The organism is Ruegeria denitrificans, from assembly GCF_001458295.1.
In the GTDB taxonomy this organism is placed as follows: domain Bacteria; phylum Pseudomonadota; class Alphaproteobacteria; order Rhodobacterales; family Rhodobacteraceae; genus Ruegeria; species Ruegeria denitrificans.
Genome location: NZ_CYUD01000001.1, coordinates 533,646 through 559,531 on the forward strand (window position 1 = coordinate 533,646; position 25,886 = coordinate 559,531).

Here is a 25,886-nt window from a genome sequence, read left to right on the forward strand (position 1 = left end):
TATGCCTACTGTTTTTGAAAAACTGAGTAATGGTTGGAATGCTGATCCAAACGCTCCATTGCCAGCTGTAGGTTTGGACAAAGATCACTGTTGGCTGCGCTTTGCGCCGAACACTTGGAACAATCCGTCTGAGTTGTCTCAAGGCGCGTTATATTTGCAGTTCCAAGACTGCCATCGATTTCGATTTTTACCAATCAATGATGAGAGTTGGTACAAGGGACAATGCCGTTTCAGCAAGCTCGCGCCTGCATGGGGAGAGTTCTTCTCTGTGACTGGTAATCTCTTAGAAGAACAAGAAAAAACGCCATGGATTACCGTGGGCCATAGGCCGACATGCGCCAATCACTACTTGTTCTATTTCCGTGATGAATTGTTCGAATGTACGGCTTCTTCATGGGAACTCAAAACCGAAAAGCCTGATGGCTTGGCATTTGAAGGGCCGGTTTACCATGTTCAATAAAATCCTGATTGCCAACCGGGGCGAGATTGCCTGTCGGGTGATGGAAACAACTCAGAAAATGGGTGTCTCCTGTGTCGCGGTCTATTCCGACGCGGATGCCTCGGCAAAACATGTGCAGATGGCCGATGAGGCTGTCCGTATCGGCGGCGCAGCCCCCGCTGAAAGCTACCTGAAGGGCGACTTGATCATTAAGGCTGCGCTGGATACCGGGGCTCAGGCGATCCACCCGGGCTACGGCTTTCTCTCGGAAAACCCCGAATTCGTGGATGCGGTCAAGGCGGCTGGTCTGACGTTTATCGGCCCTTTTGCGGATGCGATCCGCAAGATGGGCCTCAAGGATGCGGCCAAGGTATTGATGGAGCAGGCAGGTGTGCCGGTTGTGCCGGGGTATCACGGCGACAATCAGGACCCTGAGCATCTGGCCGGGGCTGCTGAAACCATCGGCTACCCGGTGTTGATCAAGGCTGTTGCAGGTGGCGGCGGCAAGGGCATGCGGCTGGTCGAACGCCCCGAGGATTTCGCAACTGCGCTGGACAGCGCGCGGGGCGAGGCGAAAACCGCCTTTGGCAATGACGCAGTTCTGGTCGAAAAATTCGTCGCCAAACCTCGCCACATCGAAGTGCAGGTGTTCGGTGATGGCACCCACGCGGTGCATTTGTTCGAACGCGATTGCTCGTTGCAACGCCGCCACCAGAAGGTGATCGAAGAAGCACCGGCCCCCGGCATGACGCCCGAGATGCGCGAGGCGATGGGGCAGGCGGGCGTTCGCGCCGCTGAGGCGATTGGCTACAAAGGGGCAGGGACGGTTGAATTCATCGTCGACGCCTCGGACGGGCTACGCCCGGACCGGTTCTGGTTCATGGAGATGAACACCCGCCTGCAAGTGGAACATCCCGTGACCGAGGCGATCACAGGTGTCGATCTGGTCGAATGGCAATTGCGCGTCGCTGGCGGAGAAAACCTACCGAAACGTCAGGAAGAACTCTCCATCACCGGTCATGCATTTGAGGCTCGCCTCTATGCCGAGGACGTGCCCAAGGGGTTCCTACCTGCAACGGGCACCCTGACGCATCTGCGTTTTCCTGCAACGTGCCGTGCCGATAGCGGCGTGCGTGCAGGCGACACGATCAGCCCGTGGTATGATCCGATGATCGCCAAAGTCATCGTTCACGGCCCCACGCGAGCAGTTGCGTTAAAGCAGTTGCACCGCGCTTTGCGGCAGACCGAGGTGGCCGGAACCGTCACCAACCTTGCCTTTCTGGGTGCGCTGACGCGACATGAGGGCTTCGCTGCGGGGGATGTTGATACCGGTTTGATCGGGCGGGACATTGATGTGCTGACACTGGTTGCGCCGGTTTCGGCCGCGACATGCGTGGCGGCGGCTATGACGGCGCTGGATTTGGTCGATACAGACCAAGAGACCGGGTTTTCCCTGTGGGCTCCGCTGCATCGCGCGGTGCAACTCATGGCGGATGATATCATTGATCTGGATGTTCAGGTCGAAGGACCGGATTGCCAGATTTGGCAAGTCGGGGAAGAAACCGTCATCGCCGAACGCAGCAACAGTACCTGGTCCATAGGCGGAAGCCCAATGCCGCGCGTTTCGGTTTCGGGCGGGCGGATTACGGTCTTTGATAGCTACGGTCAGGCTTTTGACATCGTTGATCCGCTGGATCGCGATGCCAGTGCCGCGGGTGATACCAACGTGATCGAGGCCCCGATGCCCGGTTTGGTCAAGGCAGTGTTTGCCTCTGTGGGCCAAGAGGTGAGTGAAGGGGACAGGCTGGCCATCTTGGAAGCGATGAAAATGGAGCATTCCCTGCTGGCCGCCCGCGACGGTATCGTGGCTGAGGTGCTGACCGAAGACGGCGCACAGGTCGAAGCCGGAGCGGCGCTGATCAGGTTGAAAGAAGAGTAACCTGTTCCCGTGCCACAACACGTGGCACAGTCAGGCCATCCGAACAGGAAACGAGACAAAACCGGAAGGAGAGCAGCCATGGGTGAGCGGGTCGAGATTTTCGAGGTAGGTCCACGCGATGGCCTGCAAAATGAACAACGTGAGATCCCGGTGGCCGAGAAAGTGGCGCTGGTCGACTGCCTTAGCCGCGCAGGGTTCAACCGGATCGAGGTGGCCAGCTTTGTTTCGCCCAAATGGGTGCCGCAGATGGCCGGCAGCGCGGATGTGTTGGCAGGGATCAAGAGGGCTGACGGAGTGCGCTATGCTGCTCTGACACCCAACATGCGTGGGTACGAGGACGCCTTGGCTGCCAAGGCGAATGAAATTGCGGTGTTCGCATCGGCGTCCGAGGGGTTCTCGAGAGCCAATATCAACGCCACGATTGCCGAATCCATCGAACGGTTTACACCAATCCTCGAGGCAGCGCGCCACATTGATTTGCCGGTGCGGGGCTATGTGTCTTGCGTGACCGACTGTCCCTATGACGGCCCAACCCCGCCTGAGAAGGTGGCCGAGGTCGCGGATCAACTGTTCAGCTTGGGCTGCTATGAAGTTTCATTGGGCGATACCATCGGACAGGGAACGCCAGACACCATCGCGCATATGCTGCTGGCCGTACGTGAACGCGTGCCGGTAACTCGTCTGGCTGGGCATTTCCACGACACCAATGGCCGGGCCATCGACAATATCGATGCTGCTTTGGCGCTGGGCGTGCGGACTTTTGATACGGCGGTTGGCGGCCTGGGCGGCTGCCCGTATGCGCCCGGAGCGGCTGGGAACGTCGCTACTGAGGCCGTGGCCGCCCATCTGGAGCGGTTGGGCTATGAGACTGGGCTTGATCTGGAAATTGTAGAGCAGGCGGCGCAGATGGCGCGCGCCATGCGGCCGGAATGAGGGGCAGGCATGTTTGAAACGATCTCGGTAGCCACGGATGCGCGTGGGGTTGCGACTTTGACGCTCGATCGGGCGGAAAAGCACAACGCGATGTCGGCGCAGATGATTTCCGAACTGACGCAAGTGGCCGCGCAACTGGGTGCTGATGACACGGTGCGCGTGGTGGTTCTGACCGGGAAAGGCAAGAGTTTCTGCGCAGGCGGTGATCTGGGCTGGATGCAGGACCAGATGGCCGCCGATCCAGAAACGCGATTTACCGAGGCGCGTAAGCTGGCCGAGATGCTGCAAGCGTTGAACACGATGCCCCGTCCGCTGATCGGCGCGATTCAGGGCAACACCTTTGGTGGCGGCGTCGGGCTGGCCGCCGTTTGCGATGTGGCCGTTGGAGTGAATGGCCTAAAGATGGGCCTGACCGAGACTCGGCTGGGTCTGATCCCGGCCACGATTGGCCCATATGTGATCGCCCGCATGGGCGAGGCGCGGGCAAGGCGCGTGTTCATGTCGGCCAGAATGTTCGATGCTGCCGAGGCCGTCGAGCTTGGTTTGCTGGCCCGCACTGCTCCCTCCGATGGGTTGGCCGACGCCGTTGAGGCGGAAGTCGCCCCTTATCTTATCTGCGCCCCGGGTGCTGTGGCCTCGGCCAAGGAACTGGTCAGAACACTGGGGCCTTGCATTGACGATGCGGTGATCGACCAGACGATCCGAGCGCTGGTGAATCAGTGGGAGACCGAAGAAGCCCACGAGGGAATCGACGCGTTCTTCGATAAACGAAAACCCGATTGGGTAGCAAATTCCTGACTTCTAAAGACAATTGTAAAAACCTAGCATCATCACTCTCATAGGGAGAGTGCCATGCCAACGCGTTTACTAAAAACCGCATTTCGAATTTCTGTTGCCCTAAATCGTACAGTTCTAACGACGCTCATATGCCTCAATATTTGTGCTGCAGGGGCACTTTGGATTATGCCGGATTCCGGACAGGCAACCATGTCCGCTACATCGATGATATTCGTCTCGTTTTTCTTGGCGTTTGTACCAGTAATTGTTTTTTGCCTCGCGGTGTTTTCGATCGGTGTCGCGCTTCGCGGATTTAAATTGGCGCTACCGGCTAGCCTTGTTTTCTGGACCCTGTTCGGATGGGCTTTACTGGGTCGCATTGGAGGCTTTCTCGATGCCTTGACTGCTGTCGCTATCGGCGCGCTTGCAGGTCTGGTATTCTGGCTGTTGTTGGCGGGTGTCAAACATTCTTCGGATGTAGGCGGCCCAAAGTTTCTTACCGGTTCGCGATTGGACCGCCTAATCTCAGCGGCGTTTGTCGTGGCCGGAGTGTTCTTCCTCGGTAAAGGCATGGCTGACCGGATTGAAACACTCTTTTTTTCCGAGGACATTGCGGCCCCCGCTTTTCAGGATGAGTACTTCCGCCCATTGACCACAGGAGAGCGAAGGGCCGCGCAGCAATTTCCAACGATTGACGCTTGCGTGCGACCGGGCCTGGCAGACGGAACTCTGCCTGAACTCGATTGGTCACTAATTCACAACTCTCACGAAGCCAAAATCTGTGTCTTTCGTGTATTGCAGCTTTCTAAAAATGTAGATGAGGCGGCGGACTGGCTTGCTCTGCAAGGATTAAGGGTAAGCCGGGAAAACGTAGACGGATCGCCTCGAAAACTCCCCAAGGGCAGGGAGGGCGATTATTATATCCACGCAGGACGTACTATTCGCCGGTCTGTGGGTGCCTCTTATGCTTACACGCCGCTGTACCAGGCCAGGACACCACTTGGGCAGTTATTTTCTTTAATGGCCTATGGCATGACTTTTTATGTCTACTACAAAGCAGGTGAGACACGACCTTACGCCGTCTCGATCAGTTCCAGCACGGTTTGAAACGCTGAATCTCAAAGATAAATCAAAAATGAACATTTTTTGAAGGGTTGGTTGCCGTTGACCCTCTGACCCCGCGCGGATAGAGAATGTCCAGTCAACACGCCAATTGACGGCGCCCCCTGACTGGGTTGCGCAGGAAAGGAGCTATTCGTGGAAGACCTGCTACGGGAGTATCTCCCGATTCTGGTGTTTCTGGCCGTTGCTGTCGGCCTTGGAATCGTCTTGATTCTGGCGGCTGTGGTTCTGGCAGTCCGTAACCCCGACCCTGAAAAGGTCAGCGCATATGAATGCGGCTTTAACGCCTTTGACGATGCGCGGATGAAATTCGACGTCCGATTCTATCTGGTCTCGATTCTTTTCATCATCTTCGATCTCGAAATTGCGTTCCTGTTCCCGTGGGCCGTGGGCTTTAAGGACATCAGCGATGTGGGGTTCTGGTCGATGATGGTGTTTCTGGGTGTTCTGACCATCGGCTTTGCCTATGAATGGAAAAAGGGAGCCTTGGAATGGGAGTGATGACGGGTGCAAACACTGCTGGTGTCGACAAAGAAGTCGCCACGCAGGCCCTTAACGCCGAGTTGCAGGACAAAGGCTTCCTGCTAACCTCGACAGAAGACATTATCAATTGGGCGCGCACCGGATCGCTGCACTGGATGACCTTCGGTCTGGCCTGTTGCGCGGTCGAAATGATGCACACCTCGATGCCGCGCTATGATGCCGAGCGGTTTGGGATTGCTCCGCGTGCCTCTCCACGTCAGTCGGACGTGATGATCGTGGCTGGAACGCTGACCAACAAGATGGCCCCGGCGCTGCGCAAGGTTTATGACCAGATGCCTGAGCCGCGCTATGTGATCTCGATGGGCTCCTGCGCGAATGGCGGTGGGTACTATCACTATTCCTATTCTGTCGTGCGTGGCTGCGACCGTGTGGTTCCAGTGGACATCTACGTGCCTGGCTGCCCTCCGACTGCTGAGGCATTGCTGTACGGCTTGATGCAGCTGCAACGCAAAATCCGCCGCACCGGCACCATCGTACGCTGAGGAGAGGGTAGATGAGCGAAGCACTCAAAGAACTCGGCGCGCAGCTTGAACTGAAACGGGCCGATTGCGTTCTGTCTTGGGATGTAACCCATGGCGAACTGAACGTGGATGTCGCGCCATCGAACCTAGTGGAATTTGTGGAGTTCCTGAAATCCGACCGGAATTGCCAGTTCTCGTCGCTGGTTGACATTACCGGCGTGGACTACCCGGAACGGGCCAAGCGGTTCGACGTGGTGTATCACTTCTTGTCGATGTACCGGAACCAGCGCATCCGCCTGCGGGTTTCGATCCGCGAGGAAGACATGGTGCCCTCGATCGTTGACGTTCACCCCTCGGCCAACTGGTTCGAGCGTGAGGTGTTCGACATGTTCGGCATCCTGTTCACGGGTCATCCGGACTTACGCCGTATCCTGACCGACTATGGATTCCGCGGCCATCCGCTGCGTAAGGATTTCCCGACCACGGGCTATACCGAGGTACGCTATGACGAGGCGCAAAAGCGCGTTGTCTACGAACCAGTCAGTCTGGTGCAGGAATATCGGCAGTTCGATTTCATGTCCCCTTGGGAGGGCGCGAACTACATTCTGCCTGGGGATGAGAAACAGGAGTAGCCATCATGTTTGAGTTCCTGATCTGGATCATTCTGGTGGTGGCAACGGTCGTACCGATGCTGAAACTGCTGCCGCATTTCGGGATCAACAAGAACTGGGCGTTTGCATGCATCATCTCCCCGGCTGTGATTGTCCTGCTGTGGATGATGGCGATGAAACTGCAAGAGATGGAGCGCCGCTGACTTGATGGGCGAACTGATCATATTGGGCGCATTGGGCGTCTTGCTTGCAGGGGCTGCTGCCAAAGCGGCCGAAGCTGAAAAGGTCCGGGTCCGGGCCGAAGCAAAGAAGAAACGAGGGCGTTGATGGACGGCTCAAGATACGATGACGGCAGCACGGATGCGCTGAGCGGAGAACAGAAGATCCGCAACTTCAACATTAATTTCGGACCGCAACACCCTGCGGCACATGGAGTTTTGCGTCTTGTGCTTGAACTGGACGGTGAGATCGTCGAGCGCTGCGATCCGCATATCGGCCTGCTGCACCGTGGTACCGAAAAGCTGATGGAAAGCCGGACGTATCTGCAGAACCTGCCGTATTTCGACCGGCTGGATTATGTGGCGCCGATGAACCAGGAACATGCCTGGTGTCTGGCCATCGAAAAGCTGACTGGGGTCGAAGTGCCGCGTCGTGGTTCGCTGATCCGGGTTCTGTATTCCGAGATTGGGCGCATCCTGAACCACCTGCTGAACGTGACCACGCAGGCGATGGATGTTGGCGCGCTGACCCCACCGCTCTGGGGCTTCGAGGAACGCGAAAAGCTGATGGTGTTCTATGAGCGTGCCTGTGGCGCGCGCCTGCACGCCGCCTATTTCCGCCCCGGGGGCGTGCATCAGGACCTGCCACCCGAACTGTTGGACGATATCGAGTCCTGGAGCCACGAATTTCCCGCCGTTCTCGATGACATCGACGGTCTGCTGACCGAAAACCGCATCTTCAAACAGCGCAACGCTGATATTGGTGTGGTGACCGAGGACGATATCCAGAAATACGGCTTCTCGGGCGTGATGGTGCGCGGGTCTGGTCTGGCCTGGGACCTGCGTCGTGCGCAGCCCTATGAATGCTATGACGAGTTTGAATTCCAGATTCCCGTCGGCAAAAACGGCGACTGCTATGACCGCTACCTCGTCCGTATGGAAGAGATGCGCCAATCGTTGTCGATCATTCAGCAGGCCATCGCCAAAATCCGCGACTGCCCCGGAGATGTTCTTGCACGAGGCAAGATCACCCCGCCGAAACGCTCGGACATGAAGACCTCGATGGAAAGCCTGATCCATCACTTCAAGCTTTACACCGAAGGCTTCCACGTCCCGGCAGGCGAGGTCTACGCCGCCGTCGAAGCCCCAAAGGGTGAATTTGGCGTCTATCTGGTCGCCGATGGCACCAACAAACCCTACCGCGCCAAACTGCGCGCGCCGGGTTTCCTGCACCTGCAAGCCATGGACCACGTCGCCGGAGGGCACCAACTGGCCGACGTCGCCGCCATCATCGGTACCATGGACGTCGTATTTGGAGAGATTGACCGCTAATGCTCCGCCGTCTTCATCCCGAACAACCCGAAAGCTTTGCCTTCACCGCTGCCAACCAGCAATGGGTCAAAGCGCAGATCACCAAATACCCCGAGGGGCGTCAGGCAAGCGCGGTTATTCCGCTTCTATGGCGCGCGCAGGAGCAGGAGGGCTGGCTGAGCCGTCCGGCGATTGAGGCGGTGGCTGATTTGCTGGGCATGGCCTATATCCGCGTGCTCGAAGTTGCGTCTTTCTACTTCATGTTCCAGCTGCAACCGGTTGGATCAGTGGCGCATATTCAGGTCTGCGGCACGACCTCCTGCATGATCTGCGGGGCGGAGGACCTGATTGCGGTCTGCAAGGAAAAGATCGCGGCCAAGCCACATGAACTGTCGGCAGATGGCAAGCTGAGCTGGGAAGAGGTGGAATGCCTTGGCTCCTGCACCAATGCGCCGATGGCGCAGATCGGCAAGGACTACTACGAAGACCTGACCGCAGAGAGCTTTGGCAAGATCCTCGATGATCTGGCGGCTGGCAAGGTTCCGACACCCGGTCCGCAGAACGGGCGCTATGCCGCAGAACCGCTCAAAGGACTGTCCAGCCTTACTGAGCATGAGGTGGGGAAACCCGCTCAGAATGCCAGCGTCGCGTTGGCGACGGATATTGGCGATACGGTTAAGCGCATCGACGGGACCGAGGTTCCAATCCTGACGCCTTGGCTGGGCAAAGACGGCAAACAGGCGGGTGCGTCGGCGTCGGCGAAACCTCCGAAACCACCAGAAACGCCGAAACCAGCGGTGAAGCAGGCGGAAGAGGCAAAAGCCAAGCCTGCGCCTGAGCCGGCGAAGGGAGACCAGCCCAAAACCCTGACTGAGGCGCGCGGCGGGTTGCCGGATGACCTCAAGCTGCTGAAAGGTGTGGGGCCGAAGCTGGAAGAGACGCTGAACGGCCTGGGCTTTTTCCACTATGATCAGATCGCCTCGTGGACGCCCGAACAAGTGGCCTGGGTCGATGCCCGGCTGAAGTTCAAGGGCCGGATCGAGCGGGACGGCTGGATCGAACAGGCCGCCAAGCTTGCGGTGGGCGATGAAACCGAATTCGCCAAACGTGCCAAGGAAGAAGGCACGTATGATGAACAGACCGACGAAGACTAAATGACGGGTGCCCATACGGGGTATCAGGGAATGATGGACAAGGACAAAGAACTGGCCATAGCCCGCAAGGGGCGTCACATAGGCATCGTCATCGCGGTGACGATGGCGGTTTGGCTTGCCATGAACCTGTTCATCGGACCCGCATTGGAACTGACAACGCGCCACGCGTTGTTGTTTGATCTCGCCGCTCTGGCCGGGTTCATCTATGCGGGCGTCAACATATTTCAACTCTGGCGCATGCGTCAGGATAGCCAAGGGTAACTGAACGATGCTGAAGGATCAGGACAGGATCTTTACCAACATCTACGGGATGCACGAACGCACCCTACGCGGTGCGCAGGCCCGAGGGCATTGGGACGGCACGGCTGGCCTGATCGACAAGGGGCGCGACTGGGTCATCCAGACAATGAAAGACTCAGGGCTTCGTGGTCGTGGTGGCGCGGGTTTCCCGACCGGTTTGAAATGGTCGTTCATGCCCAAGGAAAGCGACGGTCGTCCGTCGTATCTGGTGGTGAATGCGGACGAATCCGAACCCGGCACCTGCAAAGACCGCGAGATCATGCGTCACGATCCGCATACGCTGATCGAAGGGTGCCTGATCGCGTCTTTCGCGATGAACGCGCATACCTGTTACATCTACTTGCGTGGCGAATATATCCGCGAGCGTGAAGCGCTGCAGGCCGCGATTGACGAAGCGTACGACGCGGGTCTGTTGGGCAAGAACGCCGCTGGCTCGGGCTGGGATTTTGATCTGTTCCTGCATCACGGGGCCGGGGCGTATATCTGCGGTGAGGAAACGGCTCTGATCGAAAGCCTTGAGGGCAAAAAGGGTATGCCGCGGATGAAACCTCCGTTCCCGGCGGGGGCGGGGCTTTATGGTTGCCCGACCACAGTGAATAACGTGGAATCCATCGCTGTTGTGCCGACCATATTGCGCCGGGGTGCCGACTGGTTCGCGGGCTTTGGTCGTCAGAACAATGCAGGGACCAAGCTGTTTGCAATCTCGGGCCATGTGAACAACCCCTGCGTGGTCGAAGAGGCGATGTCGATCCCCTTTGAGCAACTGATCGAAACCCATTGCGGTGGCATCCGTGGCGGTTGGGGCAATCTGTTGGCTGTGATCCCGGGTGGCTCGTCTGTTCCGTGCGTGCGCGGTGAGAACATGCGCGACGCGATCATGGATTTTGATTATTTGCGCAACGATCTGGGTTCAGGTCTTGGTACGGCGGCAGTGATCGTGATGGACAAGTCCACTGACATCATCAAAGCAATCTGGCGGCTGTCGAAATTCTACAAGCACGAAAGCTGCGGTCAGTGTACGCCATGTCGTGAAGGCACCGGCTGGATGATGCGGGTGATGGATCGTCTGGTGCGCGGTGAGGCTGAGTTGGAAGAGATCGACATGCTGTTCGATGTCACCAAGCAAGTCGAAGGCCACACGATCTGCGCCCTTGGCGATGCGGCGGCCTGGCCGATCCAGGGCCTGATCCGCAACTTCCGTGAAGAAATCGAAGATCGCATCAAGGCTCAGAAATCGGGCCGTATGGGTGCGATGGCGGCGGAGTAATCCTGATGGAAGCACTTTCAGAATACGGACACGCGGTTGCGTCAGTTGTGATCTTCACGCTGATCATTCTGCTGCTTGCTCCCTTTTCGGCGCTGGCCAAAAATGCCAAAGGGCTGGCGCCGGGGGCGACGCCGGATCAGGACTATGCGGATAAAGCTTATCGCCTGAACCGCGCCTATCTAAACGGGACCGAGACATTGCCTGCTTATCTGACGGTCATTGTCGCGGCTATTCTCATGGCGGTTAGCCCATTTTGGGTCAACCTGTTGGCTTCGGTTGCATTGCTGGCGCGGCTGGCAATGCTGGTGGTACATATTCGTGGTATCGGCAAGCCAGCAACTGGTTTGCGCTCGGTCCTTTATGTCGTCGCCTGGGCCTGCATGGTCGTGATGGGGATCATGGCAATTGTGGCGGCGTTTTGAAGTTGGTTTGGGGGAAAAATCAAATGTTCGGACGTAAAGATGTTGCGGTCCGTATGCCCTTGTTGGGCGGGGTCATTGCGATGTCGGTCGTTTCGGCATGCGGGGGCATCACTTCGTCTAGCGATCGCGTTTTCTTTGACGGGCAATTCTTTCGGGCCAAAGCAAAACCTGTTGATAAAAAGAAGATGCCGACCGAGTTCACCGTGGTTGTAAATGGGGTTTCAGCCTCGTTGGACGGTGCACGCGAGGCGGGGCGGTATGAGGGGACGAAATTCTGTATCAATAATTTCGGCTCTTCCAGCATCGTTTGGAAGGTCGGCCCAGATACCGAGCCACAAAACTTGCGCATCAGCGATGACAAGCTGACCTTTGCTGGAACCTGTCAAAGACCATGACACGGTTGCCTGCATATCACCGGATGACAGGGAGCATGTTATTGCATAGCACCCCGGCTGCCGCTCGTCTTGGGTTTCCCAAGACGAAAGGAATTGTCATGTCCAAAGTGAATATGCTGGCGCTGCTGTCTGTGTTGGCTCTGCCAACCATCGCAGAAGCGAAACCGCCCTTGCGCGAAGTCAAAGAGATCGACAACGAACTCTATTACATCGCTATTGCAAATGAGATTTCGGAATATTGCCCCTCGATCAGCGGGCGGCGTCTGAAAGCAATCGGTGTGCTGTGGGGTTTGAAGTCGAAAGCGAACAAATTGGGGTACTCAGATAACGAAATCCGGGCCTATGTGGATTCGGATGCCGAAAAAGACCGGATGCGCGCCAAGGGCGAGGCTTATCTGGCCCAACATGGCGTTACCTACGAAAACCCCAATTCCTTCTGCACGCTGGGGCGGGCAGAGATTGAAAGAAACAGCGCCGTTGGCGTGTATTTGAGAGCGAACTAGACGATGTCTGACCTCCGCAAAGTGAATATCGACGGGCAGGAAATCGAAGTCGATGGTGCGATGACCCTGATCCAGGCTTGCGAGCAAGCTGGGGTTGAGGTGCCGCGTTTCTGTTATCACGAGCGTTTGTCGATCGCTGGCAACTGCCGGATGTGCCTGGTTGAAGTTGTAGGTGGCCCACCTAAGCCTGCCGCATCTTGCGCGATGCAGGTCCGCGATCTGCGTCCGGGGCCGGAAGGACAGCCACCTGAGGTCAAGACGAATTCACCCATGGTCAAAAAGGCCCGGGAAGGGGTGATGGAATTCCTGCTGATCAACCACCCGCTGGATTGCCCGATCTGTGATCAGGGCGGCGAGTGTGACCTGCAGGATCAGGCCATGGCCTATGGTCTGTCGGGCAGCCGGTTCAAGGAAGCCAAGCGCGCGGTGGACGATCTGGATCTGGGGCCGCTGGTTGGCACAGCCATGACGCGCTGTATCAGCTGCACCCGTTGCGTGCGGTTCACGACCGAGGTCGCCGGGATCACTCAGATGGGTCAGACTGGACGGGGCGAGGATGCCGAGATCACCTCATATCTGAACCAAACGCTGGATTCGAACCTGCAGGGCAACATCATTGACCTGTGCCCGGTTGGGGCGCTGACCTCGAAACCTTACGCATTCACAGCCCGTCCGTGGGAATTGACCAAGACCGAGAGCATCGACGTCATGGATGCCTTGGGCTCGAACGTCCGCGTGGACACCAAGGGGCGTGAAGTCATGCGCTTTCTGCCGCGAAACCATGATGGCGTGAACGAGGAATGGATAAGCGACAAGACCCGTTTCGTCTGGGACGGATTGCGCCGTCAGCGTTTGGACAGGCCATATGTCCGTGAAAACGGTAAACTGCGCCCAGCCTCTTGGCCCGAGGCACTGACCAAAGCGGCTCAAGCGCTGAAAGGTGCCAAGAAACCGGCAGGTATCGTGGGTGATCTGGCGCCAGTCGAAGCGGCCTTTGCGTTGAAACAATTGATCGAGGGGCAGGGTGGTGTCGTTGAATGCCGCACGGATGGGGCCAAGTTGCCAGCAGGTAACCGTGGGGCCTATGCCGGGACTGCGGCGATTGAGGATATCGACACAGCCGAGCGCATTCTGCTGATTGGTACCAACCCGCGTGAGGAAGCTCCGGTTTTGAACGCGCGTATCCGCAAGGCATGGGCGCACGGGGCCGAGGTTGCTCTGGTCGGCTCGGCGGTCGATCTGACCTATGCGTATCACCACATGGGCGACGACCGCGCAGCACTGCAAAAAGTTGTCGACATGGGCGGCGATGATGAAATCAAGGGCAAGGCATCTCTGGTCATTATCGGTCAGGGTGCGCTGCAGGAAGCGGACGGCGCCGCTGTTTTGGCTGCTGCGCAAACCATTGCTGCCAATACCGAAAGTGGCCTGATCGTTTTGCACACGGCTGCCTCGCGAGTGGGTGCGCTGGATGTGGATGCGACCAACGAAGCGGGCATGGACGCGATCAGCGCAGCGGACGTGATCTATAACCTCGGCGCGGATGAGGTTGAGATCGGCGACGGTGCCTTTGTGATCTATCAAGGCAGCCATGGCGACCGGGGCGCACACCGCGCCGACGTGATCCTGCCGGGCGCGGCCTATACCGAAGAAAACGGGTTGTTTGTGAACACCGAAGGCCGCCCACAACTGGCCATGCGTGCCGGATTTGCCCCAGGTGAAGCCAAGGAAAACTGGGCCATTCTACGGGCCTTGTCGGCCGAGTTGGGCGCAACGCTGCCCTACGACTCGCTGGCGCAACTGCGCTCCGCGCTGATCGAGGCAGTGCCGCATCTGGCGCGCATCGACGAGGTGATCGAAAATGAAGCGCAAGCGGTAGAGGCGGGGCCGCTGGGCACAGCCACCTTCCGCAACGCGGTCAAGGACTTCTACCTGACCAATCCGATCGCACGTGCCTCGCAACTGATGGCTGAGCTGTCAGCGCAGGCACAGGCACGCAAAGCCGGAAAGATCGCGGCAGAATGAACCAGACCAGTTTCATATCGCCTTTGAGCGCCGACTCTTCGGCGGCCGTGAAAATGCGCGTGAGACGCAACAATAAGGGTGGCGAAAGTGCGGCGGATGCTGTTTACACCAACGCGCCGACCCAGACGCAGTTTGCGCAGGCAGATGGCCTTCGCAACACACGCGGAAAACGGAATACCCACGGTGTGAGGACCAATGGCTGATTTCTTTAACACCCCAGGCGGAATAGCCATCATCATTCTGGCGCAAGTGCTTGCAGTCGTTGCCTTTGTGATGATCTCGCTGTTGTTCCTCGTCTATGGCGACCGCAAAATCTGGGCGGCAGTTCAGATGCGCCGCGGCCCCAACGTGGTGGGCGTTTATGGCCTGCTGCAATCGGTGGCGGACGCGCTGAAATATGTGGTGAAAGAGGTGGTCATCCCCGCCGGGGCTGACCGCACGGTATTCATGCTGGCACCATTGACAAGCTTTGTGCTGGCGATGATCGCCTGGGCTGTGATCCCGTTCAACGACGGTTGGGTCTTGTCGGATATCAACGTCGCCATCCTGTACGTTTTCGCCGTATCCTCGTTGGAGGTTTATGGCGTGATTATGGGCGGTTGGGCGTCGAACTCAAAGTACCCTTTCCTTGGTTCACTGCGATCTGCGGCGCAGATGATTTCGTACGAAGTTTCCATCGGTCTGATCATCATTGGCGTCATTATCTCGACCGGTTCAATGAATTTCGGCGAAATTGTACACGCTCAGGATGGCCGCTTCGGCTTCTTCAGCTGGTACTGGTTGCCGCACTTCCCGATGGTCTTCCTGTTTTTCATCTCGGCACTGGCGGAAACCAACCGCCCACCGTTCGATCTGCCCGAGGCGGAATCGGAACTGGTCGCTGGATATCAGGTCGAATACTCGGCCACGCCCTTCTTGCTATTCATGGCTGGTGAATACATCGCCATCTTCCTGATGTGCGCCCTGACCACGCTGCTGTTCTTTGGCGGCTGGCTATCACCGATCCCGGGCTTGCCGGACGGCGTACTGTGGATGGTCGCCAAGATGGCGTTCTTCTTCTTCCTCTTCGCAATGGTCAAAGCGATCACGCCGCGCTACCGCTATGACCAATTAATGCGGCTGGGCTGGAAAGTGTTCCTGCCATTCTCTTTGGCTTGGGTAGTATTCGTCGCCTTTGCGGCAAAATTCGACTGGTTCTGGGGCGCGTTTGCCCGTTGGAGCGTAGGAGGCTGATATGACCCAAATCGACTACACTCGCGCTGCCAAGTACTTTTTACTGCAGGACTTCTGGGTCGGTATGAAGCTGGGGTTGAAGTATTTCTTCTCTCCCAAGGCCACCTTGAACTATCCGCACGAGAAGGGTCCACTTTCCCCGCGGTTCCGCGGTGAACACGCACTGCGCCGCTATCCGAACGGCGAAGAACGCTGCATCGCCTGCAAACTGTGCGAGGCCATCTGCCCGGCACAAGCGATCACTATCGACGCCGAACCGCGCGAAGACGGCAGCCGCCGCACCACCCGGTACGACATCGACATGACCAAGTGCATCTATTGCGGTTTCTGCCAAGAGGCTTGCCCGGTTGATGCAATCGTCGAAGGCCCGAATTTCGAGTTCGCCACAGAAACCCGCGAAGAACTGTTCTACGACAAGCAAAAGCTGCTGAACAACGGTGAACGCTGGGAAGCCGAGATCGCCCGCAACTTGGAAATGGACGCACCGTACAGATGAGCGATACTCCCAAGAACCCATTTGAGCAGATGCTCCAACAGGCACAGGAGATGGCCAAGGCGATGAACCCGGGGCTCGAAAATTTCTCGCCCAAAGGGTTCGAAGCGCTGTGGCCGACCATGCCCAAAGAGGTCATGGAGATGATGTTCGGCAACACCGTCAACAAGGACGGTCTTGATGCCAAAACCCGCCTGCTGCTGACGCTGGCTGGGCTGACCTGTCAGGGCGCGCAGGCGGATGCGGCCGTAAGGCAGACCGTGCGCCATGCACTGGAGGCGGGCGCAAGGAAACAAGAGATCGTGGAAACGATCGGTCAGATGTCGGTCTTTGCCGGCATCCCGGCCATGACTCGCGCGCTGGATCTGGCGCAAGAGGTCATGGGCGACAACGAGGATGAGGATCAATGACCGTCTTTGCCTTCTACCTGTTTGCCATCAGCGCCATCACCGGTGGGCTGTTCACGGTGATCAGCCGCCAGCCGGTGCACTCGGTGCTGTGGCTGATCCTGTCCTTCCTGTCCGCGGCGGGGCTGTTCGTGCTGCTGGGGGCCGAATTTGTGGCAATGCTGCTGATCATCGTCTATGTCGGCGCGGTCGCAGTGCTGTTTCTCTTCGTTGTGATGATGCTTGATGTGGACTTTGCCGAGCTCAAGGCCGAGATGGCGCGCTATATGCCGCTGGCCTTGCTGATCGGTCTGGTCATCCTAATGCAGTTTGTCATGGCCTTTGGGGCTTGGGACAGCGCGCAAGGCGTTGAGGCCAATCTGGCCCAGCCGGTTCCAACAGACCGCCACAATACCGAGGCGCTGGGCGTCATCCTTTATGATCAATACTTCCTTCTGTTCCAACTGGCGGGCCTGATCCTGTTGGTGGCTATGATCGGCGCCATCGTGCTGACCCTGCGCCATCGCAAGGACATCAAGCGTCAGGACATCGTCGGCCAGATGATGCGCGACCCGGCCAAGGCGATGGAGTTGAAGGACGTGAAACCGGGGCAGGGACTTTGAGACGATGATCGGACTTGAACACTATCTTACGGTCGCGGCGACGCTGTTCGTCATCGGCATCTTCGGTCTCTTCCTGAACCGCAAGAACGTCATCATTCTGCTGATGAGCATCGAACTGATGCTGCTGGCGGTGAATATCAACCTCGTGGCGTTTTCCAGTTTTCTCGGCGATCTGGTCGGGCAGGTGTTTACGCTGTTCGTGCTGACCGTTGCGGCGGCCGAGGCGGCGATTGGGCTGGCCATTCTGGTCTGCTTCTTCCGCAACCGCGGCACCATCGCGGTTGAAGACGTCAATATGATGAAGGGGTAAGAGAATATGGAAACCACCATCCTCTTTGCCCCGCTGGTGGGCGCGCTGCTCTGCGGGTTCGGCTGGAGATTCATTGGCGAGAAGGCCGCAATGTGGACCGCCACGGGCCTGTTGTTTCTGGCCTGTCTACTATCGTGGATCGTGTTCTTCACCTTTGACGGGGTGACCCAGCAGGTCGAGATCATGCGCTGGATCGAGAGCGGGTCGCTGTCGACAAGTTGGGCCGTGCGTCTGGACCGTCTGACCGCGATCATGCTGATTGTGGTGACGACCGTTTCGGCGCTCGTGCATCTTTATTCCTTCGGCTACATGGCTCACGATCCGCAGTGGCGCGAAGGCGAGAGCTATAAGCCGCGCTTCTTTGCTTATTTGTCCTTCTTTACCTTCGCCATGCTGATGCTGGTGACGGCGGACAATCTGGTTCAGATGTTCTTTGGTTGGGAAGGCGTGGGCGTCGCATCTTACCTGCTGATTGGGTTCTATTACCGCAAGCCATCGGCGAATGCGGCGGCGATGAAGGCTTTCATTGTTAACCGAGTGGGTGATTTTGGCTTTGCGCTGGGAATCTTTGCGCTGTTCTTCCTGACCGACAGCATCAATTTTTCGGACATTTTCGCATCAGCCCCCGAGCTTGCAGAAACGCAGCTGCACTTCCTGTGGGGGGAATGGACAGCAATCGAGGTGATCTGTGTCCTGCTGTTCATCGGTGCGATGGGTAAGTCGGCGCAGTTGATCCTGCACACCTGGTTGCCGGACGCGATGGAAGGCCCGACACCCGTTTCGGCGCTGATCCACGCCGCGACGATGGTGACGGCAGGTGTCTTCCTGGTTTGCCGCATGTCGCCGTTGATGGAATTCGCGCCGGGTGCGACCGGGTTCATCACCGTGCTGGGTGCCTCAACCGCGTTCTTTGCCGCGACCGTGGGTCTGGTTCAGACCGACATCAAGCGCGTCATCGCCTATTCGACCTGTTCGCAGTTGGGCTACATGTTCGTGGCTGCTGGTGTGGGCATGTATTCGGCGGCGATGTTCCATCTGTTCACGCACGCTTTCTTCAAAGCGCTGCTGTTCCTTGGGGCCGGCTCGGTGATCAACGCTATGCATCACGAGCAGGAGATGACCGAATATGGCGGCCTGCGGAAGAAAATCCCCTATACTTTCTGGGCGATGATGATTGGCACGCTGGCCATCACCGGCGTTGGCATTCCGCTGACAACCATCGGTTTTGCCGGGTTCCTGTCGAAGGACGCTATTATCGAGAGCGCTTATGCCGGCGGTTCAGCCTATGGCTTCTGGCTGCTGGTAATCGCGGCTGCATTCACCTCGTTCTACAGTTGGCGTCTGATTTTCCTGACGTTCTACGGCAAACCGCGCGGTGATCAGCATACACATGACCACGCGCATGAAAGCCCGGTGACCATGTTGGTACCTTTAGGTGTGTTGTCCTTGGGCGCGGTCTTTGCCGGGATGATTTGGTACGGCAACTTCTTTGGCCATGCCGACAAGGTTGGCAAATTCTACGGCATCCCGGTGGCTGAGGCCTCGGAGCACGCCGAGGCGGGCGAACACGGTACTGCGGATACAGCTCATGCTGATGAAGGCCACGCCGAAGACGCTCAGGCGGATGAAAACAATGCTGAGGATGGCCACGGCGAGAAGGACGCGGATGGTGGGGATCATCATTATGTCTTCGCGGGTGAGCCGGGCGAGGGCGCAATCTATATCGCGCCGGACAACCACACTCTGGACGATGCGCATGCCGCCCCGAAATGGGTCAAGGTCTCGCCCTTTGTTGCGATGTTGCTGGGGTTCGTGGTCGCCTACTGGTTCTATATCGTGAACCCGTCCCTGCCAGGACGTTTGGCACAGAACCAGCGGCCGCTTTACCTGTTCCTGCTGAACAAGTGGTACTTCGATGAAATCTACGATGCGATCTTCGTCAAACCCACCATCGCGCTTGGCCGGTTCCTGTGGAAACGCGGCGATGGCAACACTATAGACGGCTTCCTGAACGGGGTTTCGATGGGCGTCATTCCCTTCTTTACCCGCCTCGCGGGCAAAGCGCAGACGGGCTACATCTTTACTTACGCCTTCTGGATGGTTCTGGGTATCGCGGCCCTGGTCACCTGGATGTCGATCGGCGGAGGCGCACACTAATGGATAATGTTATCCTTTCGATCGTCACCTTTATCCCCGCTGTCGCGGCAGGCATTCTGGCCTTGTTCCTGCATGGCGAGGACGCGGCAGCGCAGCGCAACGCCAAATGGGTGGCGCTGGTGGCGACCACGGCAACATTCCTTGTCTCGATCGGAATCTATACGGGCTTTGATCCGTCCAATACCGGTTTTCAGATGGTGGAAGAGGCCGAGTGGCTGCTGGGTCTGAAATACAAGATGGGTGTGGACGGGATCAGCGTTCTGTTCGTGCTGCTGACCACGTTCATTATGCCGCTGACCATTCTGGCCAGCTGGAATGTGACCAACCGCGTCAAAGAATACATGATCGCCTTCCTGCTGTTGGAAACGCTTATGCTGGGCGTATTTATGGCGCTGGATCTGGTGCTGTTCTACCTGTTCTTCGAAGCGGGCCTGATCCCGATGTTCCTGATCATCGGCATCTGGGGCGGGGCGAACCGGATTTATGCGAGCTTTAAGTTCTTCCTCTATACCTTCCTCGGCTCGGTGCTGATGCTGGTGGCGATGGTTGCTATGTATGCGGATGCGGGCACCACCGATATCGAGGTGTTGATGGGGCATCATTTCTCATCCGAGGGGTTCAGCGTGCTGGGCGTCTACATTGTCGGCGGCATGCAGACGTTGATGTTCCTGGCGTTCTTCGCCTCGTTCGCGGTGAAAATGCCGATGTGGCCGGTGCACACCTGGTTGCCGGATGCACACGTGCAGGCGCCGACCGCGGGCTCGGTCGTGCTGGCGGCAATCCTGCTTAAGATGGGTGGTTACGGCTTCCTGCGGTTCAGCTTGCCAATGTTCCCGGTGGGCTCGGCAGTGATGACCGATCTGGTGCTCTGGATGTCGGCTATTGCCGTAGTCTACACCTCGCTGGTGGCGCTGGTGCAGGAAGATATGAAAAAGCTGATCGCTTATTCTTCGGTCGCGCATATGGGCTTTGTGACCATGGGCATCTTTGCGGCGAACCAGCAGGGCATTGACGGCGCGATCTTCCAGATGCTCAGCCACGGGTTTATCTCAGCCGCGCTCTTTCTGTGTGTTGGCGTGATCTATGACCGTATGCACACGCGTGACATCGACGCCTATGGAGGTCTGGTAATCCGGATGCCTGCCTATGCGTTGGTCTTCATGCTGTTCACTATGGCGAATGTCGGCCTGCCGGGAACATCTGGGTTTATTGGCGAATTCTTGACCCTGATGGGTGCGTTCCAGGTTAACACCTGGGTGACCGCTGTGGCTGCATCCGGTGTGATCTTCTCGGCAGCTTATGCGCTATGGCTGTATCGTCGGGTGGTGTTTGGCGATCTGATCAAGGAAAGCCTCAAGGCGATGACGGATATGAGCTCGCGTGAGCGGTTGATATTCGCACCGCTGATCGTGATGACCATCCTGCTGGGTGTTTACCCGTCGCTGGTGACCGATGTGATCGGCAATTCGACTGCCGCGCTGATTTCGAACTATGACTCGGCTCTGGCCGCGGTTGAGGCCGCGACCCAGACGGCCGCCTCGCATTAAGGGAGCTTTGGAGACATGATCCAGGCTGATCTGACTATAATCCTGCCGGAAATCATTCTGGCCGTGTATGCGATGGCCGCTTTGATCGGGGCCGTCTACACGACGAAAGACGCGCTGGCGCCAATTCTGGTGTGGGCGACTGCGGGGCTGATGGTGCTGCTGTCCTTCTGGATTGCCACCAATGGCGACGGAACCAACGTGGCGTTCAACGGCATGTTTATCGACGACGGGTTCTCGCGCTTTGCCAAGATCGCCATCCTGCTGTCTGCAGCTGCCGTTTTGGTGATGAGCCAGGAATATATGGCCCGTCGCGATCTGTTGCGGTTCGAATATCCACTGTTGGTGGCCTTGGCTGCCGTGGGTATGATGATGATGGTCAGCGCAGGCGACCTGATGTCCCTGTATATGGGGTTGGAACTGCAATCGCTGTCTCTCTACGTCGTGGCCGCGCTGCGCCGTGACAGTGCCAAATCCACAGAGGCGGGTCTGAAGTACTTCGTGCTTGGCGCGCTCAGTTCGGGCCTGCTGCTGTATGGCGCGTCGCTGGTTTATGGCTTTACCGGCACCACGCTATTCTCGGGCATCATCCAGACGGTTCATCACGATGATATCTCGGTTGGGCTGCTGTTTGGTCTGATCTTCCTGATCTCTGGTCTTGCCTTCAAGGTTTCCGCCGTGCCGTTCCATATGTGGACACCGGACGTGTACGAAGGCTCGCCCACGCCCATCACGGCCTTCTTTGCCACCGCGCCGAAAGTTGCAGCGATGGCGCTGTTTGCCCGACTGATGCACGACGCCTTTGGCGGTGTAGTCAAGGACTGGCAACAGGTGATCGTGCTGCTCTCGGTCCTGTCGATGTTGCTGGGTGCGGTTGCCGCGATTGGTCAGCGCAACATCAAACGGCTGATGGCGTTTTCGTCTATTGCTCATATGGGCTATGCGCTGATCGGCCTAGCGGCGGGTACGGAATTGGGCATCAAGGCGATGCTGATGTATCTGGCCATCTATGTGACCATGAATATCGGTACCTTTGCCTTCATCCTGATGATGGAGCGTGATGGCAAACCCGTCACCGATATTGATGCGCTGCGCCAGTTTTCCAAACGCGATCCGGGCAAGGCCTTGGCGGTTCTGATCCTGATGTTCAGCCTCGCCGGCGTTCCGCCCATGCTTGGCTTTTTCGCCAAGTTCGGCGTCTGGCAGGCGGGTATTGGCGCGGGTCTGACCGGGTTGGTGATCGTATCGGCCATCGCCTCGGTAATCGGTGCGTTCTATTATCTGCGGATCGTGTTTTACATGTATTTCGGGGACGAAAACGAGGACCCGATCGAAACTCATTCAACACCGGTTCTGTGGGTCGCACTAATGGGGTCGGCGGCGCTAATGCTGGTTGGCGTTTTCTATCAGTTCGGTATCGAGGGCGCGGCTGCTGCTGCGGCAGCGACGCTTGTCAACTGACGTGCTTAACATCCAATTACAGGGGGCTCGGTCAGCAGACCGGGCCTTTTTGACATGACCGATTGGCCACATGGATATGGCCTGCACATCGTGCAGGAAGTCGATAGCACGTTGAACGAGGCCGCCCGGCTTGCTCCCACGGCGCCTGGTCCGGTCTGGATCATGGCGCATCACCAGACGGCCGCGCGGGGACGGCGGGGCCGTGTCTGGGCCAACCCTAAAGGCAACTTGGCGGCAACCCTGTTGATGCGACCGCAGGGTAATCCGGAACAGGCGGCACTGCGCAGCTTTGTGGCGGCGTTGGCGTTGTTTGATGCTTGCGTTGCGGTCACCGGGCGCGCGGACGGGTTGTCACTGAAATGGCCCAATGACGTGCTGCTGAACGGAGGCAAGCTGGCGGGTATCCTGTTGGAAAGCACCGGGAAGGGCGGGGGCGTATCACATCTGGCGATTGGCATAGGTGTAAACCTTTCCGAGGCACCCCCTGCCTACGCGGTAGAGCAAAGCGCGGTGCGGCCGGTCTCGCTGTTGTCGGAAACTGGTGCCGCTGTGTTGCCCGAGGATTTTCTGACCGAATTGGCCGCCGCCTATGCGCGATATGAAACTCAGTTCGTGACTTACGGGTTCGAGCCGATCCGAACTGCTTGGCTGTCCCGCGCCGCCCGTTTGGGCGAGGTGATCACCGCCCGCACCTCTACGTCCGAGACGGTGGGAACCTTTGAAACCGTGGACTCGAACGGCAACCTTGTCCTAAAGACCGCCAAGGGCCGCGTCAGTATCCCTGCGGCGGATGTGTTTTTCTGAAGGGGGCTCAGATGCTTCTGGCTATCGACTGCGGCAATACCAACACCGTTTTCTCGATCTGGGACGGCGAAAAGTTCCTGTGTACCCTGCGCACTTCGACCCACCATTCGCGCACGGCGGATGCCTATTTCACCTGGTATTCGACGTTGGTGAAACATTACGGGATCGAAGCGGAAATCACCGATGTGGTGATCGCGTCGACGGTGCCGCGCGTGGTTTTCAATCTACGTATCTTTGCCGATCGTTTCTTTGGGTGTCGCCCGCTGGTTGTGGGTAAGCCTGAATGCCTGTTGCCCGTTGCCCCGCGCATCGACGAAGGTACTATCCCCGGCCCGGATCGGCTGGCCAACGCAGTGGGCGCGTTTGATCGCCATGGTGGCGATGTGGTGGTCGTCGATTTCGGAACGGCCACGAATTTCGACGTGGTGGCCCACGACGGGGCCTATGTCGGCGGCATCATTGCGCCTGGTGTGAACCTCAGCCTTGAGGCGTTGCATCAGGGCGCGGCGGCTTTGCCGCATATCGACATTACCCGCCCGGAAAAAGTGATTGGTACGAATACGGTTGGCTGTATCCAGTCCGGCGTGTATTGGGGCTATTCCGGCTTGATCGAGGGGCTGATTGCCCGGATCAAGGCAGAGTACGGCATGCCGATGAAAGTGGTCGGCACCGGTGGGCTTGCGCCTTTGTTCGATCAGGCGGATGTCGGGTTTGACGCGATCGAAGACGATCTGACGATGCACGGGCTGACCGTGATCCATCGCTATAACAAGGATAATGGCTCGACATGAGCAGTGAACGACTGATCTATCTGCCGCTGGGTGGTGCCGGCGAAATTGGCATGAACGCTTACGTCTATGGCTATGGAAAGCCAGGGAAAGAACGTCTGATCCTCGTTGATCTTGGGGTGACTTTCCCGGATATGGACACGACGCCGGGCGTTGATCTGATCCATGCTGATATCTCATGGCTGGGTGAACGGGCGGACCGGCTTGAGGCTGTGTTCGTCACCCACGCACATGAAGATCACGTTGGCGCGGTGGCACATTGCTATGAGGCATTGGGCGCTCCGATCTACGCACGCGCCTTTTCCGCCAATATCGCGCGCCGCAAGATGGAGGAGCATGGCCATCCCGAAGACGCCGTTCGCACGGTTTCGGCCTGGCCCGAGCAGGTCTCGGCGGGTCCCTTCACGGTTGGCTTTCTACCGGTGTCGCACTCGATCCCGGAAAGCGCCGGGCTGGTGATTGATACGCCCGAGGGGCGGATTGTGCATACTGGCGATTTTAAACTGGATGAAAACCCCATGGTGGGTGAGCCGTTCGATCCCGACCTGTGGGCCGAGGTCGCGAAATCCGGCGTCAAAGCGTTGGTCTGTGACAGCACCAACGTGTTCTCGGATCATGCGGGCCGGTCAGAATCTGAAGTTGGCCCCGAGATCACCAAGCTGGTTGAAGGCGCCGAGGGTATGGTAGTTGCAACCACCTTCGCGTCGAACGTGGCGCGGGTGAAAACTCTGGCCGAAGCGGGCCAGCGTGCCGGGCGTTCGGTCGTGTTGCTGGGCCGCGCGATGCGACGGATGATCGAAGCTGCAACCGAAACGGGCATCCTGACGGACTTCCCTAAGGTCGTCAGCGCCGAAGAGGCTGTGGACCTGCCGCGCCAGAACCTGATGCTGATCGTGACCGGCAGCCAGGGCGAGCGCCGTGCGGCCAGCGCCCAACTGGCACGGGGCAAGTATCGCGGACTGGAACTGAAAGAGGGCGATCTGTTCCTGTTCTCCTCCAAAACCATCCCCGGGAACGAGCGTGGCGTGATTTTCATCATGAACCAGCTCAGTGAAAAGGGTGTGGATGTGGTGGATGACAGTTCGGGCCTGTACCACGTGTCCGGCCATGCCAACCGACCGGATCTAGAGAAAGTACACGCACTGATCGACCCGCAGATAGTGATCCCCATGCATGGCGAACATCGCCATCTGCGTGAACACACCAAACTGGCCGAGGCTGGCGGGCGCACGGGCATTCTGGCCGTCAACGGAACGATGGTCGACCTGACGGGCAATACACCGCAGGTGGTGGATTATATTGAAACCGGCCGCACCTATCTGGACGGAACTGTCAAGGTCGGGGCATTGGACGGCATTGTCCGCGACCGCATTCGCATGGCGCTGAATGGGCATGTGACGGTGACTGTCATTCTGGACGAGGAGAATGAACCGCTGGGCGAGCCGTGGTGCGACACCATGGGTCTGCCCGAGATTGGAACGTCCCGGGCCGCGCTGGTGGAGGTGTTGGAAGAGGACCTGAACCAGTTCCTGATGCGGGCCGACGCTAAGACGTTGCGTGACGATGACAAGCTGGAAGAAGCCATGCGTCGCATCGTGCGTCAGACCGCCAAGGCAGAGATTGGTAAAAAGCCCGAAGTGACCACGGTCATCAGCCGGATGAAGTGA

General features: G+C 58.0%; 28 protein-coding genes. All 28 read left to right on the forward strand.

Going from position 1 to position 25,886, the window contains the following annotated elements:
• Position 1 precedes the first annotated feature (1 nt).
• The 28 genes from RUE5091_RS23030 to RUE5091_RS02650 all read left to right on the forward strand — a co-directional run bounded on the left by RUE5091_RS23030 (position 2) and on the right by RUE5091_RS02650 (position 25,886).
• Positions 2-460 (forward strand): hypothetical protein, encoded by a 459-nt coding sequence (locus RUE5091_RS23030; RefSeq protein ID WP_131726263.1) that lies wholly within the window; start codon positions 2-4, stop codon positions 458-460.
• A complete protein-coding gene (locus RUE5091_RS02515) occupies positions 450-2,378 on the forward strand; it encodes an acetyl/propionyl/methylcrotonyl-CoA carboxylase subunit alpha (RefSeq protein ID WP_058280383.1) in 1,929 nt (642 codons plus the stop codon). Before RUE5091_RS23030 ends, RUE5091_RS02515 begins: the two co-directional genes overlap by 11 nt.
• A 78-nt stretch (positions 2,379-2,456) precedes the next feature.
• Entirely contained in the window at positions 2,457-3,311 is an 855-nt protein-coding gene (locus RUE5091_RS02520; protein ID WP_058280278.1) for a hydroxymethylglutaryl-CoA lyase, read from the forward strand.
• A gap of 9 nt (positions 3,312-3,320) precedes the next feature.
• A complete protein-coding gene (locus RUE5091_RS02525; protein ID WP_058280279.1) occupies positions 3,321-4,109 on the forward strand; it encodes a crotonase/enoyl-CoA hydratase family protein in 789 nt (262 codons plus the stop codon).
• A 54-nt stretch (positions 4,110-4,163) separates the two neighbouring features.
• On the forward strand, positions 4,164-5,195 hold the full coding sequence (locus RUE5091_RS02530) for a hypothetical protein (RefSeq protein ID WP_131726264.1): 1,032 nt from the start codon (positions 4,164-4,166) through the stop codon (positions 5,193-5,195).
• A 150-nt stretch (positions 5,196-5,345) separates the two neighbouring features.
• The gene (locus RUE5091_RS02535; RefSeq protein WP_050602775.1) at positions 5,346-5,711 is read left to right on the forward strand and encodes an NADH-quinone oxidoreductase subunit A; all 366 of its coding nucleotides are present in this window, start codon (positions 5,346-5,348) and stop codon (positions 5,709-5,711) included.
• The gene (locus RUE5091_RS02540) at positions 5,702-6,235 is read left to right on the forward strand and encodes a NuoB/complex I 20 kDa subunit family protein (RefSeq protein WP_010442777.1); all 534 of its coding nucleotides are present in this window, start codon (positions 5,702-5,704) and stop codon (positions 6,233-6,235) included. Before RUE5091_RS02535 ends, RUE5091_RS02540 begins: the two co-directional genes overlap by 10 nt.
• Positions 6,236-6,246: 11 nt before the next feature.
• Entirely contained in the window at positions 6,247-6,846 is a 600-nt protein-coding gene (locus tag RUE5091_RS02545) for an NADH-quinone oxidoreductase subunit C (protein ID WP_058280281.1), read from the forward strand.
• A gap of 5 nt (positions 6,847-6,851) precedes the next feature.
• Positions 6,852-7,028, forward strand: coding sequence for a hypothetical protein (locus tag RUE5091_RS23210; RefSeq protein WP_058280282.1), 177 nt, complete (start codon positions 6,852-6,854; stop codon positions 7,026-7,028).
• A gap of 123 nt (positions 7,029-7,151) precedes the next feature.
• Positions 7,152-8,375, forward strand: a complete 1,224-nt coding sequence (locus RUE5091_RS02555; RefSeq protein WP_207383708.1) for an NADH-quinone oxidoreductase subunit D — start codon at positions 7,152-7,154, stop codon at positions 8,373-8,375.
• On the forward strand, positions 8,375-9,508 hold the full coding sequence (nuoE, locus tag RUE5091_RS02560; RefSeq protein WP_058280284.1) for an NADH-quinone oxidoreductase subunit NuoE: 1,134 nt from the start codon (positions 8,375-8,377) through the stop codon (positions 9,506-9,508). The genes RUE5091_RS02555 and nuoE overlap by 1 nt, the downstream gene beginning before the upstream one ends.
• A gap of 33 nt (positions 9,509-9,541) precedes the next feature.
• Entirely contained in the window at positions 9,542-9,769 is a 228-nt protein-coding gene (locus RUE5091_RS02565; protein WP_058280384.1) for a DUF5337 domain-containing protein, read from the forward strand.
• 7 nt (positions 9,770-9,776) lie between these two features.
• Positions 9,777-11,075, forward strand: a complete 1,299-nt coding sequence (gene nuoF / locus RUE5091_RS02570) for an NADH-quinone oxidoreductase subunit NuoF (RefSeq protein WP_058280285.1) — start codon at positions 9,777-9,779, stop codon at positions 11,073-11,075.
• Positions 11,076-11,080: 5 nt separating this feature from the next.
• Positions 11,081-11,497, forward strand: coding sequence for an MAPEG family protein (locus tag RUE5091_RS02575; RefSeq protein WP_058280286.1), 417 nt, complete (start codon positions 11,081-11,083; stop codon positions 11,495-11,497).
• Complete coding sequence (locus tag RUE5091_RS02580) at positions 11,494-11,892, forward strand: hypothetical protein (protein ID WP_243470698.1); 399 nt, start codon at positions 11,494-11,496, stop codon at positions 11,890-11,892. The genes RUE5091_RS02575 and RUE5091_RS02580 overlap by 4 nt, the downstream gene beginning before the upstream one ends.
• 98 nt (positions 11,893-11,990) lie before the next feature.
• Complete coding sequence (locus RUE5091_RS02585; RefSeq protein ID WP_058280287.1) at positions 11,991-12,395, forward strand: DUF5333 domain-containing protein; 405 nt, start codon at positions 11,991-11,993, stop codon at positions 12,393-12,395.
• Positions 12,396-12,398: 3 nt separating this feature from the next.
• Positions 12,399-14,420, forward strand: coding sequence for an NADH-quinone oxidoreductase subunit NuoG (nuoG, locus tag RUE5091_RS02590; protein WP_058280288.1), 2,022 nt, complete (start codon positions 12,399-12,401; stop codon positions 14,418-14,420).
• 195 nt (positions 14,421-14,615) lie between these two features.
• On the forward strand, positions 14,616-15,653 hold the full coding sequence (nuoH, locus tag RUE5091_RS02600; RefSeq protein ID WP_058280290.1) for an NADH-quinone oxidoreductase subunit NuoH: 1,038 nt from the start codon (positions 14,616-14,618) through the stop codon (positions 15,651-15,653).
• Position 15,654: 1 nt separating this feature from the next.
• Positions 15,655-16,149 (forward strand): NADH-quinone oxidoreductase subunit NuoI, encoded by a 495-nt coding sequence (nuoI, locus tag RUE5091_RS02605; RefSeq protein ID WP_058280291.1) that lies wholly within the window; start codon positions 15,655-15,657, stop codon positions 16,147-16,149.
• Positions 16,146-16,556 (forward strand): carboxymuconolactone decarboxylase family protein, encoded by a 411-nt coding sequence (locus tag RUE5091_RS02610; protein ID WP_058280292.1) that lies wholly within the window; start codon positions 16,146-16,148, stop codon positions 16,554-16,556. The genes nuoI and RUE5091_RS02610 overlap by 4 nt, the downstream gene beginning before the upstream one ends.
• Positions 16,553-17,155, forward strand: a complete 603-nt coding sequence (locus tag RUE5091_RS02615; RefSeq protein ID WP_058280293.1) for an NADH-quinone oxidoreductase subunit J — start codon at positions 16,553-16,555, stop codon at positions 17,153-17,155. The genes RUE5091_RS02610 and RUE5091_RS02615 overlap by 4 nt, the downstream gene beginning before the upstream one ends.
• A gap of 4 nt (positions 17,156-17,159) precedes the next feature.
• Complete coding sequence (gene nuoK, locus RUE5091_RS02620) at positions 17,160-17,465, forward strand: NADH-quinone oxidoreductase subunit NuoK (protein ID WP_005984024.1); 306 nt, start codon at positions 17,160-17,162, stop codon at positions 17,463-17,465.
• A 6-nt stretch (positions 17,466-17,471) separates the two neighbouring features.
• On the forward strand, positions 17,472-19,622 hold the full coding sequence (gene nuoL / locus RUE5091_RS02625; RefSeq protein ID WP_058280294.1) for an NADH-quinone oxidoreductase subunit L: 2,151 nt from the start codon (positions 17,472-17,474) through the stop codon (positions 19,620-19,622).
• Positions 19,622-21,169: an NADH-quinone oxidoreductase subunit M gene (locus RUE5091_RS02630; RefSeq protein WP_058280295.1), complete on the forward strand. Its 1,548-nt coding sequence runs from the start codon at positions 19,622-19,624 to the stop codon at positions 21,167-21,169. Before nuoL ends, RUE5091_RS02630 begins: the two co-directional genes overlap by 1 nt.
• A 15-nt stretch (positions 21,170-21,184) precedes the next feature.
• A complete protein-coding gene (nuoN, locus tag RUE5091_RS02635) occupies positions 21,185-22,627 on the forward strand; it encodes an NADH-quinone oxidoreductase subunit NuoN (protein WP_058280296.1) in 1,443 nt (480 codons plus the stop codon).
• 54 nt (positions 22,628-22,681) lie between these two features.
• On the forward strand, positions 22,682-23,431 hold the full coding sequence (locus tag RUE5091_RS02640) for a biotin--[acetyl-CoA-carboxylase] ligase (protein WP_058280297.1): 750 nt from the start codon (positions 22,682-22,684) through the stop codon (positions 23,429-23,431).
• 11 nt (positions 23,432-23,442) lie between these two features.
• The gene (locus tag RUE5091_RS02645) at positions 23,443-24,222 is read left to right on the forward strand and encodes a type III pantothenate kinase (protein WP_058280298.1); all 780 of its coding nucleotides are present in this window, start codon (positions 23,443-23,445) and stop codon (positions 24,220-24,222) included.
• On the forward strand, positions 24,219-25,886 hold the full coding sequence (locus RUE5091_RS02650) for a ribonuclease J (RefSeq protein ID WP_058280299.1): 1,668 nt from the start codon (positions 24,219-24,221) through the stop codon (positions 25,884-25,886). Before RUE5091_RS02645 ends, RUE5091_RS02650 begins: the two co-directional genes overlap by 4 nt.